The following is a 12,895-nucleotide window of genomic DNA, read 5'->3' as shown; positions in this document are numbered from 1 at the left end:
GGCATTCTAACTGGGAACTTGGACTAATATTGATCTTATCGGATTTTCTTTATAAGACCACCTCTTTTTTGTCTTCACAAGTTTCACGATATTCGCCCATAAGTCAAATTCGTGATTGCTTTTTAAGCGGTTGACGGCCGTTTCCCCCACAGGTAAAATCGCTGCAAAACCTTGCCCCGCACAATCGCGGGGCTTTTTTTGTCGGAAGAGACACCAACAAATCATGCTACAAAAGATCAAACTACCCCTCAAACCATATTGGGAGTTGCTATCTAGCTACCTAAAACCGCAAAAGAAGGCGGTGCTGTGGCTGGCGTTCCTGCTGTTGGTGAGCATTGGTTTACAGTTGGCCAATCCGCAAATCGTGAAATATTTTATTGATACGGCCAGTGAACCAGTCGAGAGTGGAACGGCCGTTTTCCAGCAAGGTCTCAACAATCTTCTGGGAGCGGCCGCCCTGTTCATGAGCGTGGCCATTGTGCGACAGGCGATTACGATGGCGGCAGTGTACGTCGGTGAAAACGTGGCCTGGACGGCCACCAACGCCTTAAGGGCTGATTTAGCCCTCCACTGCCTACGGCTAGACATGGCGTTCCACAAGCAGCACAAGCCGGGTGAACTGATTGAGCGCGTGGATGGGGACGTGAACAAACTGGCCAACTTCTTTTCGCAGCTGTTTATCCAGCTCACTAGCAACGTCTTACTGCTCGTCGGCGTGATTGTGCTGCTGTGGCTGGTGGATTGGCGGGTGGGGGTGTCGGTAACGGCCGTTTCCCTCCTCGGCGTGCTGGCGTTGAACTATTTACGCACCCTCACCGTGCCCCGCTGGGAGGCCCTACGCCAAACCGAAGCGACCCTGTTTGGCTTTCTGGAAGAGTGGCTCACCGGCGCAGAAACGATCCGCACCACCGCTGCCGAACCGTACATCATGCAAAAGATGCTGCGGCTGGGGCGCGAACGGTGGCTGCGGATGCGCCACGCCATCAAAGTCAACGTGTTCGTCTGGAATATGCCGCTAGGGGTGTTTACCCTGGCCTACATCGCCGCCCACATTTTTGGGACGACCTTGTTTCAAGACGGCGCACTAACGATTGGCGGCATCTACCTCATTTTTTACTATATCGACGTTATTAAAGAACCGCTCTGGCGCATCAACCGCCAGGTGGAAGATTTGCAGCGCGCCGCCGCCAGCATTCGCCGCATCATGGCGCTGCAAGCGGAGCAGCCCACCATGCACGATGGCCCTGGAGTCAACGTCCCCGCCGGGCCGCTGGCCATCACCTTTGACCACCTCTCCTTTTTCTACGCCGACGACCCGGACACGATGATTTTGCAGGATGTGAATTTCCGTCTCGCACCGGGAACCGTGCTGGGGCTGCTGGGGCGCACCGGCAGCGGCAAATCGACCCTCACCAAGCTGCTCTTCCGCTTTTACGACCCCACCGACGGGGCGATTTTGTTGGGCAATGGCCGCAATCAGTTCGATTTGCGGGACGCCAAACAGGCGGAGCTGCGCCGCCACATCGGGCTCGTCACCCAGGAGGTCCAGCTTTTTCACGCCAGCGTGCGGGATAATCTAACTTTGTTCAACAGCCGTATTAGCGACGGCCGTATTTTGGAAGTGCTCGATGATTTGGGTTTGATGCCCTGGCTGGACAGCCTGCCCAACGGCCTCGATTCCCCACTGCAAGGAGACGCCAGTCTTTCTGCTGGCGAAGCGCAGCTGCTGGCCTTCGTCCGCGTCTTTTTGGATGATCCGGGCCTGGTCATTATGGATGAAGCGTCATCCCGGCTAGACCCGGTGACGGAGCAGAAGATTGAGCAAGCGATTGACAAGCTGCTGGCCAACCGCACCGGCATCATCGTAGCCCATCGGCTGGCTACCGTGCAGCGCGCCGACGAGATACTGATTTTGGGCAACGGCCGTATTGTGGAATACGGCCGTCGTGCCCAACTCGCCGCCGATCCCAACTCCCAATTTGCCCAACTTTTAGTGACGGGATTGGAGGAGGCAATCACCTAAATGGAGATTAGAAATTTGGAATCTCCGATCTCTAATCTCCCCTACTAAAACCATGAACACACTCACCTACTATTGGCGGCTCATCCGCTTCACGCCCAACTATTACGCCGCCGACATTATCACCATTTCGATCCATTTTGCCTTCACCACCGCGCTGGGACTAATTTTGCGTGCCTTTTTCAACGGCCTCACCGGGGAAGCCAGCTTTGCCCTACCGCTATGGCCCATTGTGGGCTTGCAAATCGCGTATGCCGTCATTGTTGCCACCTCCCAAATGGCGGCGGGCTGGTCATTTATTAACTTTCAATATATCTCGTTCGATCTGCTGATTCGCAACATGCTGGCGCGGGTGCTGCAAATGCCCGGCTCCCGCCCTTTGCCCCAAAATGAAGACGGCAGCAGCATGTCCACCGGGCAAGCCGTCAGCACCTTCCGCGACGACACCCACGAACTGCTCATGGCCATCGTCGCCGTGGACGATGTGATTGGGCTGCTCATCAGCGCGGGCATTTCGGTAACCATCATGTTGCAAATCAGCGTACCGGTGACGCTGGGGACGTTTGTGCCGCTGCTGATTGTGGTGGGCATTGCCCAGCGGCTGGGGGAGCGTGCTAAACGGTATCGCAAAGCCAGCCGCCAGGCCACCAGCCAGGTCACGGGCATGATTGCCGATATGTTCAACAGCACCCAGGCTCTTAAAGTAGCCAACGCCGAAGAGCGGGTGATTGACCGCTTCCGAGACATTAATGAGCAGCGCAAACAGACGATGGTGCGCGACAAGCTGATCATTCAACTGGTAGATGCCCTCAGCACGGGCACGATTGAGCTGGGGATGGGGCTGATTTTGCTGCTGGCGGCACGGCAAATGTACCTGGGCACGTTTACGCTGGGGGATTTTGCCCTGTTTGCGGCGTACATTTGGCCGGTGACGCAGCTTTTCCGCATTTTTAGCCGGATGATTACGAGCTACAAGCAGGCGGGCATCTCTACGCAGCGCATGGAAATGATGATGCAGGGTGCGCCAGTTGGCCAGGTTGTGGCCCCGGCAAAACTACACCTGGATGGCAAGCTGCCGCCGCTGCCGTACATGACAAAATCAGCCGAGCATCAGTTGACAAAACTCACGGCGAATAATCTCAGCTTCACCTACCCCGGCAGCCAGAATGGCATTCACAACATCAACTTGTCGCTCAAGGCAGGGGATTTTGTGGTCATCACGGGGCGCATCGGAGCGGGCAAGACGACGCTGCTGAAGGTGCTGCTGGGGTTGCTCCCGGCAGACAGTGGTGAGATTGTGTGGAACGGCCGTCTCGTCCCAGACCCCGCCAATTTTATGATCCCACCCCGCGTAGCCACCACCATGCAAATTCCGCGCCTGTTCAGCGAGACCATTCGGGACAACCTTTTGCTGGGTCTGCCGGAGGATACCGTGGATGTGATGGGTGCGGTGCGAACGGCCGTCTTCGAGCAAGATTTAGCCGAAATGGAGCAGGGGCTAGACACCATTGTGGGGCCGCGCGGGCAGCGGCTGTCTGGTGGGCAAGCGCAGCGCGTGGCCGCCGCCCGCATGTTTGTGCGCCAGCCAGAATTGTTGGTCTTTGATGATTTGTCGAGTGCGTTGGATGTCGAGACGGAAAAAATATTATGGGAACGTGTTTTTGACGCAAAGGCGCAAAGTGGCAAAGGAAACAAAGAAAAGCAGGCTTGTTTGGTGGTGAGCCACCGGCGGGCAGCGTTGCGCCGGGCGGATCATGTGATTGTGTTGCGAGACGGCCGTATCGAAGACGAAGGCACGCTTGAAGAATTACTGGCTCGTTGTGAAGAAATGCAGCAATTGTGGCAGATGGAAACGGCCGTTAGCGAATAAAAGAGAAACAAGTAAGCTTATTTGTCACCGTTCTTAATTTTCTTCCAACTAGCACGATCTAGTTTGCAAATTTCTGGATTATTTTCACAAATCTTTTTAGCTAGCTCAAAATCTTGTGACTTGGAGTAAACTTGCCGGTAACTCGACACAACTTGTAAAGAATTGTAATAAGTAACGTTTTCTCTTTCGAGTTTAATCAAATTTCCATCCAAATCATCTGCTAATTTTTTCGTGAGATTCGAAACCTCATACATTTTCCGACTATGTATATTCAAAATTATGGTTGGAGTAATTGGAAACGTTATTTCAATACCAGGAGATAACCAGCCATCGTCTACTCGCAATTTACTCGGAAGATGATTCTTCTTTACAATCGGATTGTCTGATGTGTATAAAGGTTGTTCTGTTTCGTTTATCCCAAAAAACCAAATACAATTACTCAAAAATGAAGTTAATCGTGAAAGCAAGGGAGATCCAAGCACCATCTGTCCATGAGCAACAGCTTCAAATTTAATAGATACTTGAACATTAGCTTCAATGTCTTGAGATTTGAGATACGCTTCAGAAATCTCTTGGAGAAACATCTTTGAGAGTTCAATATAGTTAGCCCTGAACTCCCGTGTCCTCATAATCTGAAGTGCTAAATGAAAAGCTAAATGTTCTTTTTGTTTGTCTGTAATCCGTGTTCTCAAATTTTCGGTGATTTTATCTAATAAGATGCCAAATTCTGACTCCGAAGCCTGCAAGATTTTGTCAACAATTTGGGTATCAAAATCTGTAGTTTCGCTAGGCGCAGGTACATTATAATAATCACGTTCTGCACCAATATTCCTTACATTTGTTGGGCCAAAGGAGCTTTTCGTATGTTTGTCAAATACATACAATTGTGATGCATTGTTGGCAAAACGTTTCAAATATACCTGTGGTACAGTGTGTTGGTTTCGGTTATTAGTCATTTATCTTCTTTAAGGGCAATTCAATTGTCATTCAAAGCAAACTCAATTATACAAGCATTTTATGGTTGACTTCTCTTTTTTAATTACGGCCGTTCTCACCCTCCTAATCATCCTCACCCTCTACGAAACCAAAAGGAGGCGTGCAGCCTTCCTTGCAACTGTAGAGATCGTCACGCTGCCAGATTTTAGCTCGCAAACGTTGGGCAACGGCCGGGAGATTACCGTCTTTTTGCCGCCGGGGTACACACAAGCAGCCAACCGCCGCTACCCCGCCCTCTACGTCAACGACGGGCAGGACCAGGAAACGTTGCAGATTCGGGAAACGCTGGCCAGGCTGTTCCAGCGGCGGCAAATTCCGCCAATTATCGTAGTGGCGGTGCCGACCAATGAGGACCGTTTACAGGAGTACGGCACGGCCGTTTGCTCCAATGCCCAAAGTTTGGGAACAAAGGCTGGAGAGTACGGCCGTTTCCTCACCACCGAACTCATGCCCGCCATCAATCAGCAGTTCCGCACCAGCCACAACCCTGCCGACATCGGCATTTTTGGCGTCTCGCTGGGGGGCTTGTCTGCTTTTGACATTGCCTGGAACCAGCCAGAACTGTTTGGCGTGGTGGGGGTGATGTCCGGCTCCTTCTGGTGGCGGGCGGCTGAGAGTGAAACAAGAATGCCGCCCAACCAGCTCATTGCCCACGAAATGGTGAAGCAAACGGCCGAAAAACCCGCCCTGCACCTCTGGTTTGAAGCCGCCACCCAGGATGAAGCCAGCGACCGAGACAACAACGGCCTCATTGACGCCATCCAGGACACGCTAGAACTGATTGATGAGCTGGAAAAAATTGGTTTTCGGCGAGGCAGAGACGTTGTGTATGTGGAAGTTCCCGGCGGGCGACACAATTACGATACATGGTCCCAGGTCTTCCCCACCTTTCTACGCTGGGCGTTTGGTTAAAAGCATTTACCGCGGAGAACGCGGAGAGCGCAGAGTTTTAACAAATATGCTCTGCGCCCTCAGCGGTTTGTCATGCCAATAATGTCGCTCTAAACTACTCAAGAACTATCTCATAACGCCCCGTCTGCCAAGTATCAATCTGGATGGTGTACTGGCCGGTAGATGGCAGCGTAAATGATGAAATGAGGGCGTTATTATCATCGCCAGTATCATCATCGCCAACAAGAAAGTTGCCATCTGGCCCCAGCAAATTAACGCGTGGATCGGTTGAATCGCCCCCAGCTGCATTGCCTTGTATGGTCACTGTTTGTCCGGCGGTGCCGTTAAACGTCCAGCTGTGAACCTCAAACAAATCGGTGATTTCGTCATTAACCCGGCCACCCACCTGAATTGATCCCTTAAGAACGGCATCTTCGCTGCCTAACGCTAAATCGGAGTCTGAATTGGTAAAAACAAAAGTACCATCCCCATTTTCGTCCAGCACAAAATCGCTGGAATCAAAGGCCGAAAATGCTTTGGCTGTCTCTTGTACGCTAATAATCACTGGGAAAGCAATGCTTAAAATGAATACAACCGTCCACGCAATCATGACATCTATAATTTTGAGCCGACCGGCATTGAACCAGCCCCAAAAATAGCCATAGGGTGAGATGAAAAAACCCAGCAAAGCATGGCCGATTCCCTTTTCCCGATACATCAAAACGAGCACATACAACGCAAAACCTAACACGATCAAACTGAGTATGATCGTTGCTACCAAAGCCACTGTTTGTATCATCAAAGTTCCCTTTACTATTTGCAAGCTACGAGATATTAATATTGCACTGCGTAGCTTCATTATAAAGGCTCGAAACGGCCATCACAAGGCCGCCAGGAATTCTTTTGTCCCACAGTTCTTGGGGAAATTTGCGAAAGGGATTTGGTTCAAAATAAGGACTGGCAGTCCTAAAGTTAATCGACTCCCATCTTTCAGGGTTTAGGACTGCCAGTTCAGGGTTGCACGAGAATTGTTACGGCGTGCGAACTGGCTGGTTTTGTCCACCAGCCACGACAAAGACGCGGCCTATATCCAGACCGAAGAAGTTGTTGCCGACGGCCGTTCCTACAAAGTCCATCTGCCCGTCCCCATCAACATCATCCAGCGGAATGGCATCGACGCCCAGGTTGTCCCCGGCGATGTTGCCCGTGATTTTTTGCACCACCTGGGCAGAGCGTGGGCCATTGCCAGAGATGATTAGCACTTGGCCGCCAGCAGCCGAGGCTGCACTGGACGTCCAGGCACCAATCACCAAATCACCGTAGCCATCCCCTGTAAAGTCAGAAGAGGCACGGCCTGGCCCAAAGCCTCCACCCGGTTCACGACCGTTGAAGGTTGCCAACCGACGGCCGTCTGCCCCGGAGAAAACAAACGCATTCCCAGTACCTGCATTGCCATTCACTGTAGCTGCATAATCTGCGACAAAAATGTCTGGGGTACCGTCTGCATCATAATCCCCTGCGCCAGAGGCAAAGAATTGGCCAAACACAACCGCATCTTCCGGCACCTTCGGGGTAAGGGTATACACAAAGCTGCCATCTGCGCCAGAAAAGACGTACGCCTCGCCGCCATTAAATGGCCCGGCGTTCATTGCGCCCATTACCTGATCCGGTACGCCATCACCGGTTACATCACCAACAAGACCAGTGCCACTACCGAGCTGGGCATTGGCTACAGGCCCATCTTGCCGCCACAGCAGCGTGCCGTCAGCCCCAGAAAACAGGCGGGCTGCGCCAGAGGCATCCGCGTTGGCAAATCGCGCCCCTACGATGAGGTCCGCATAGCCATCACCATTCACATCCCCGGCACCGGAAACAGCCGAACCAAACCAGTCGCCCCCTTCTCCATCCAGACGCAGCAGCAAGCTATGGTCAGCCCCGGAATACACTTCAGCATAGCTGCCCGTGATGGCGCCTACCACATAATCTGGCACGCCATCACCATTTACGTCGCCAGCAGTGTTGGCACTGTAGCCCAACACTGCCCCGCTGCTTCCCGTGATGGTGTGCAGCAGCGCACCATCGGCACCGCTGTAAATGTATACCTTGCCTGCGGCCGTTCCAGCATCATCAATGTAAAATGGCGCGGTGGTGAGCAAATCATCAATGCCGTCGCCGGTAATGTCGCCCAAATCCATCGAAATCCAGCCAAACCCATCAGCCAACTGCTCACCATCCAGTTGGTACAGCACATTGGCATCTGGCTCAGCGATACGGCCGTTTGCCGCCGCACCCATCGCCAATGTGATCAACAAAAGCAGGGCAGCACCTAGGCTGCCAACAGTTAACACTCTTTTTCTCGTCATTGTGTATCCTCCGTTGTGAAATTGATAATTTTTGCCACAGAGAGCGCAGAGGATTTTGAGAAAAGAGTTCAATTCTCATAGCTCTTTCCTACTTCGACTGCGCTCAGCACAAGTCTGTGGCCAAATTCAAGTTGTTGTCAGGAACAGGATACGCAATATGAGGCAATCAAACTGTCAAAAAATTGCTCATTTTTTGCAGAAGTTTGTTTGAGGGGTTTTGTCGCAGCTGGGATGGTGGCACGCCAAACGCGCGGCGAAACGCAGCCGAAAAATGGCTGTGGTTGGCATAGCCCAACGCTAAACTCAGCTCCATCAAAGAGGTCTCGTTGGCTGCCACCAACTCTAGCGACGCACGGAGCCGCATCTGGTTGAGGTATTTGTGAATGGTCTGCCCCGTCTGCTGGCGGAAAACGCGGCATAAATGATATGGGGAACTGTACAAAGCCTCTGCTAGCGTTTCTAGCGAAAGCGGTTCAGCATACCGGGTTGCCAGAATCGCTTTAGCTCCGGCAACCAGCTCGGCGTGGCTTTTTCGGGTGGAGGGGCTTTTTTTGCACGACGGCCGTTTCCACTGATACCGACTCTGAATCGCCTCATGCAAAATGGCCAACATCTTTTCTTCTACATAAAACAGATCGGGGGGATTTGGCTGGCTCAACGCTTCAACCAGCAGCCGCTGCTGCAAATATAACTTACTGGTGCTGGGGCCGTGACTAAATAAAAATGGCTGGTTCCAGCGGTCATCTACGTGGGGGTCAACAGTGCGCAACGCTTCAATGACAATCTGTGGCGCAAAGCCAAACCAGTCGCAAATGTCCCCCTGTTCAGACAGCTTGCCACGAGTGTACTGCTGGCCTTTGTTGTAGAACATCACCACATTCGGGTCGCCAACAACAGCGCGTTTGCCAACGTGGGTAATGGTAACGCTGGTGCGAGGGAAAACAATGGTTGCACCTCGGATGGGACCGGTATTGGGAAATTTGGGATGCCAGGGGGGGCAAACAAAGCGACCAATCTGGCCGATACGGCCGTTATACAAAAGCGTATCGAAAGAATTCATGCCACACCTCACCAAAATGTCAATTCGTTTGGCAAAGTGTAGCAGAGTTTCTTTATAGTGACATTACAGGGTCATTAGAGGGTTTGTGCAAAAAAAGGAGCGATCGGGTAATCGCTCCCTGAACAACTGATGCTTCCTTGACACAAACTAGTTAGAACCACCTTGGCCGTGACCACCACGTCCATGACGGTTGCCTTGTCCGTCTTGTCGATGGTTCTGGTTGCCTTGTCCACTACCTGGCACGTTGCCACAGATGTCACAAACGCCGTCGCCATCTTCATCAACGAAGTTGCTGCCCTGTCCGCTGCCGGGGGCATTGCCGCAGATGTCGCAAACGCCGTCACCGTCTTCGTCAACAAAGTTTCCGCCCATCGCGCCGTTGCCGTGCCAGTTACCTTGTTCGTTGCTGGGGACGTTGCCATATCGGTTGCCCTGACCACTGCCAGGAACATTGCCGCAAGTGTCGCAGACGCCATCGCCATCTTCATCAACGAAGTTGCTGCCCTGTGCGCCGTTGCCGTACTGATTACCTTGGCCGCTGCCGTTACCAGGGACATTACCGCATGTATCGCAAACGCCATCACCGTCTTCATCAACAAAGTTTGGTCTGGTGGGTACGACGGGTTCATCTTGGAAAACGGCCGTTTCCGTTTCCACCCCAATATCCAATACAGCTTCCACTGGCTCCGTATCGTTCAATACAGGGTTAGTATTTCCGTTATTAGCCCAGGCGATTGCCGTCACAGCGCACAGTGCAGCCACAACTGTTAGCCCAACTATCATAGAACGTTTCATGTCTGACTCCTATCTCAACTCACCTAACAAATATTGTTTAGGTGATGCCTTACTGAATTACGTCCATGATAGTTTGGAATTGTTAAGAAATTGTGTGGCAAAGCATACGTATTGATAGGAATCTTTAATCGCTGACATTGTTTCGGCTAATCTGCGAAACGCTGGAAAATCAAACGAATTGGCGAAAGTAAAGTTCGGTGGTGTAGCGGAAACGGATACGGCCGTCTACCCCCACATTCTCGGCAAACAAAGCCGCCAACTCCGCCAGCATCGGCTCATGGCGTGGATCGTCCGCCAGTGGTGCGTAGGAGGTTGAAAGCAGCCGCCCAGTAATCCCCGGCAGATCAAACTGCTGCTCATGGGCAAAGTGGCGCACCTGAGTTCCTTCCCCCAAATAAGCCATCACATTGCCGCGCATCTCATTTTTGCGGCTCGGCTTCCCATCAAAGTAGCGCAGCGTCATTTGCTCGTACCCCCGCATGAATGGCGAGTCGTCGAACGCCATCGTGTTCCATACAAAGGCAATGGTGCCACCTGGCCGCAAAATACGCCGCAGCTCCGGCAATGACTTTTCCCGATCAAACCAGTGAGTCGCCTGCCCTGCCGTCACAAAATCTGCAGAATTATCCGGCAAGGTTGTGGCTTCGGCCGTGCCGTTGATGCTAGTGAAGTTGGCAAACTCGACCAGATATGCCTCACCTGCTTCGCGCATCTCTTTGTTGGGTTCGATGCCCAGAACACGGTTGCCATTCTCCAAAAAGAGCCGCGCCAAAATTCCCGTGCCGGAGCCAATGTCGGCAATAACGGCCGTTTCTTCCAAACCACACTCATCCCGCAAGCAGGTTAAAACGGCCGTTGGATATGACGGCCGATACTTTACATAATTTTCCACCCTATTGGAGAACCGCTGGGTAGGCTTGTGGCTCATTTATATGCTTCAAACACGCCGGAATGCTTGCTGATGTGAATGCCCCCATCTGCTTCTATTTTCGCTGCCCACAAGTCGCGCAGTTGGGCAACGGCCGTTTCCGGCACGTCTACCCCCGGTTTGAGCATGGAAAAAGCGTAAGCCAGCAGCGGCTCCACCTCAGTTACCCATAAACTGTCTTCATATAAATGCAGGTCAATTTGGGCAAAAAATGGTTCCAGCAGGGAACGGCCGTTTTCCAGACGAAACGGTAGCTGCCCAGCCTCCCCCCGCATCCGCAGCGAGGCAGCCTTTTGCCGCAGTTCTTCTGGAATCAGCAGCGGCAGCTCTTTCATATGGTTATCCCCGTTGGTAGCGGCAACGAGACGGCCGTTTGGCTTAAGCACCCGCCGCACCTCAGCCAATCCCTGCGCCAAATCCGGCACGTGGTACAGCATGTGGTTAGCGACCACCACGTCAAACGTGCTGTCCGCAAAATCCAATGCCTGAATATTTGAAGGCTGAAAATCAAAACGGTGGTTGCTAGTTGCTAACGCAGCCTCAGCTTCGGCCACCATGCCTGGTGAGAGATCAGTTAGGATAATGTCGCAGCCATCGGGAAGGCGGTCGATGTTTTCGCGCCAGAGCCAGCCGGGGCCACAGCCACATTCCAGCACGCGCATTCCCGGCTCCAGCCGCAGCAGGTCGAACGCCCAAGGCTGCCAACGCACCTTGGCCGTACTAAATTTACGATGCAAATTTGCCCGCGCATCCAAATTACTGCTGTCCTTATACTGATTTTTCTGCAAATAATCTGAATCTCTAAAAGGGTCTTGCCTGTTCATACTTTCTCCCTTTGCCAGTTGCCAGAACTGATTCACTAAGCACTGTTTACTGAATACTGTTTTTACCGATCGTTATTCGCGTCTACCAGGCGGTTGATCTGCTCAGGGCCACCCAGGACGCCGAGTACTTGATTGGGTTGAAGGGTGCGTTCGCCAGCGGGATGAAAATCGGAACGGCCGTCTTCCCGCAGCAGCACTACGCTCACGTCATAATTTTGCTCAATTTCCGAGACGGAACAATCCAGCAAACCAGACTTACCGCTCAGCTTTAGCCGCGCCAGGCTCAATGCCTCCCCTTCCACCGTGATCGGGCGCGTCACATCCACATCGGCGGCAGCAGCGGCAAAAGTGGGAGCCGCCATCCCTGTCGCGCTCATCGCCCGAAAGCCAAACTGCTCTTGCAGCGATTGGCCAAAATCGTCGTCAAAAATACGCAGCACCACCCGAATTTGCGGATTCAAACGACGTGCCTTGAACGCGATTTGCAAATTCATGCTGTCGTTTTGGGTGCATAAAATGATGGCACGGGCTTTAGGCACGCCCGCCCCTTTTAACGCCACTTCACGCCGCGCATCATCTTTTAACACGGGGATACCCATCGCCTGCGCTTCCACAATCAAATCATCCTCTGGATTCAGCTCAATCACAGAAACGTCTCGATCCAATTCGTATAATTTTTGGGTTACTCGGTAACCCAGATGCCCCAAACCCACTAAAACAATGTGATCCTGAAACGTAGAGGCAACAGCCATTTCCCACTCCTTGCTGCGTTCGTGCCGATTAAAAAAAAGAATGCCAAAATCAGCCAATCCCTGCGCCAAAATGGAGATGCCAATGAGCGGCATGATGAAGTAAAACAGTTGCAGCGGCCAATGATCTGGCAGATTGTCCCCCAGCGGCTGCAAAAAGGTAAGGCCGAGTACCTGGTAAGTCGCTTCGACCAAACTGCGGCTGCCCACGGCCTCGTTAAATTCGCGGGCGAGCAAATAGTACAGCAACCCACCGCCAACAATGGCCAGCATGAAGTAGAGCAACGGCCGTATAAATTCCCGCACCAGCAGCAGGGTGTCCCGCCAAACGGCCCGGATGCGCCGGAAACGGCCGTTTCTTTTCTGCGTGTTGCGTTTTTGATTTCTTGCCTGCATTTG

11 protein-coding genes are annotated in these 12,895 nt (G+C 52.5%); 3 read left to right on the top strand and 8 right to left on the bottom strand.

Features of this window, described 5'->3' with window-relative positions; all coding sequences use genetic code 11:
* Positions 1-223 precede the first annotated feature (223 nt).
* Together ACOQPU_RS03165 and ACOQPU_RS03160 are read left to right on the top strand one after the other, a co-directional pair.
* Positions 224-2,023 (top strand): ABC transporter ATP-binding protein, encoded by a 1,800-nt coding sequence (locus ACOQPU_RS03165; RefSeq protein ID WP_420643679.1) that lies wholly within the window; start codon positions 224-226, stop codon positions 2,021-2,023.
* A gap of 52 nt (positions 2,024-2,075) precedes the next feature.
* Entirely contained in the window at positions 2,076-3,890 is a 1,815-nt protein-coding gene (locus tag ACOQPU_RS03160) for an ABC transporter ATP-binding protein (protein ID WP_420643678.1), read from the top strand.
* A 17-nt stretch (positions 3,891-3,907) separates the two neighbouring features.
* Here ACOQPU_RS03160 and ACOQPU_RS03155 read toward each other — a convergent pair whose 3' ends face one another.
* Entirely contained in the window at positions 3,908-4,846 is a 939-nt protein-coding gene (locus tag ACOQPU_RS03155) for a DUF4238 domain-containing protein (RefSeq protein ID WP_420643677.1), read from the bottom strand.
* Positions 4,847-4,907: 61 nt separating this feature from the next.
* On the opposite strand from ACOQPU_RS03155, the gene ACOQPU_RS03150 reads away from it, so the two are divergent.
* Complete coding sequence (locus ACOQPU_RS03150) at positions 4,908-5,798, top strand: alpha/beta hydrolase (RefSeq protein ID WP_420643676.1); 891 nt, start codon at positions 4,908-4,910, stop codon at positions 5,796-5,798.
* A gap of 94 nt (positions 5,799-5,892) precedes the next feature.
* Here ACOQPU_RS03150 and ACOQPU_RS03145 read toward each other — a convergent pair whose 3' ends face one another.
* From ACOQPU_RS03145 to ACOQPU_RS03115, 7 genes are all read right to left on the bottom strand, one after another.
* On the bottom strand, positions 5,893-6,576 hold the full coding sequence (locus tag ACOQPU_RS03145; protein ID WP_420643675.1) for a pre-peptidase C-terminal domain-containing protein: 684 nt from the start codon (positions 6,574-6,576) through the stop codon (positions 5,893-5,895).
* A 232-nt stretch (positions 6,577-6,808) separates the two neighbouring features.
* A complete protein-coding gene (locus ACOQPU_RS03140) occupies positions 6,809-8,140 on the bottom strand; it encodes a VCBS repeat-containing protein (RefSeq protein WP_420643674.1) in 1,332 nt (443 codons plus the stop codon).
* A gap of 166 nt (positions 8,141-8,306) precedes the next feature.
* Entirely contained in the window at positions 8,307-9,200 is an 894-nt protein-coding gene (locus ACOQPU_RS03135) for a helix-turn-helix transcriptional regulator (protein WP_420643673.1), read from the bottom strand.
* A gap of 147 nt (positions 9,201-9,347) precedes the next feature.
* Positions 9,348-9,995: a hypothetical protein gene (locus ACOQPU_RS03130; protein WP_420643672.1), complete on the bottom strand. Its 648-nt coding sequence runs from the start codon at positions 9,993-9,995 to the stop codon at positions 9,348-9,350.
* Between the two features lie 169 nt (positions 9,996-10,164).
* Entirely contained in the window at positions 10,165-10,923 is a 759-nt protein-coding gene (locus ACOQPU_RS03125; protein WP_420643671.1) for a class I SAM-dependent methyltransferase, read from the bottom strand.
* A complete protein-coding gene (locus ACOQPU_RS03120) occupies positions 10,920-11,747 on the bottom strand; it encodes a class I SAM-dependent methyltransferase (protein WP_420643670.1) in 828 nt (275 codons plus the stop codon). The genes ACOQPU_RS03125 and ACOQPU_RS03120 overlap by 4 nt, the downstream gene beginning before the upstream one ends.
* A 62-nt stretch (positions 11,748-11,809) precedes the next feature.
* Positions 11,810-12,892: a potassium channel family protein gene (locus tag ACOQPU_RS03115; protein ID WP_420643669.1), complete on the bottom strand. Its 1,083-nt coding sequence runs from the start codon at positions 12,890-12,892 to the stop codon at positions 11,810-11,812.
* Positions 12,893-12,895 lie beyond the last annotated feature (3 nt).

Origin of the sequence: Candidatus Leptofilum sp., from assembly GCF_965223285.1 — a bacterium.
Lineage (GTDB): Bacteria > Chloroflexota > Anaerolineae > Promineifilales > Promineifilaceae > Leptofilum.
The sequence above is the reverse complement of the archived record's forward strand: the minus strand, read 5'-3'. Positions and strand labels throughout refer to the sequence as shown.

Bases quoted from the DNA above. Each gene is read 5' to 3' on its own strand.
- ACOQPU_RS03120 (WP_420643670.1), bottom strand. From the start codon at position 11,747: ATGAACAGGCAAGACCCTTTTAGAGATTCAGATTATTTGCAGAAAAAT.
- ACOQPU_RS03165 (WP_420643679.1), top strand. From the start codon at position 224: ATGCTACAAAAGATCAAACTACCCCTCAAACCATATTGGGAGTTGCTA.
- ACOQPU_RS03115 (WP_420643669.1), bottom strand. From the start codon at position 12,892: ATGCAGGCAAGAAATCAAAAACGCAACACGCAGAAAAGAAACGGCCGT.
- ACOQPU_RS03130 (WP_420643672.1), bottom strand. From the start codon at position 9,995: ATGAAACGTTCTATGATAGTTGGGCTAACAGTTGTGGCTGCACTGTGC.
- ACOQPU_RS03160 (WP_420643678.1), top strand. From the start codon at position 2,076: ATGAACACACTCACCTACTATTGGCGGCTCATCCGCTTCACGCCCAAC.
- ACOQPU_RS03155 (WP_420643677.1), bottom strand. From the start codon at position 4,846: ATGACTAATAACCGAAACCAACACACTGTACCACAGGTATATTTGAAA.
- ACOQPU_RS03125 (WP_420643671.1), bottom strand. From the start codon at position 10,923: ATGAGCCACAAGCCTACCCAGCGGTTCTCCAATAGGGTGGAAAATTAT.
- ACOQPU_RS03140 (WP_420643674.1), bottom strand. From the start codon at position 8,140: ATGACGAGAAAAAGAGTGTTAACTGTTGGCAGCCTAGGTGCTGCCCTG.
- ACOQPU_RS03145 (WP_420643675.1), bottom strand. From the start codon at position 6,576: ATGATACAAACAGTGGCTTTGGTAGCAACGATCATACTCAGTTTGATC.
- ACOQPU_RS03135 (WP_420643673.1), bottom strand. From the start codon at position 9,200: ATGAATTCTTTCGATACGCTTTTGTATAACGGCCGTATCGGCCAGATT.
- ACOQPU_RS03150 (WP_420643676.1), top strand. From the start codon at position 4,908: ATGGTTGACTTCTCTTTTTTAATTACGGCCGTTCTCACCCTCCTAATC.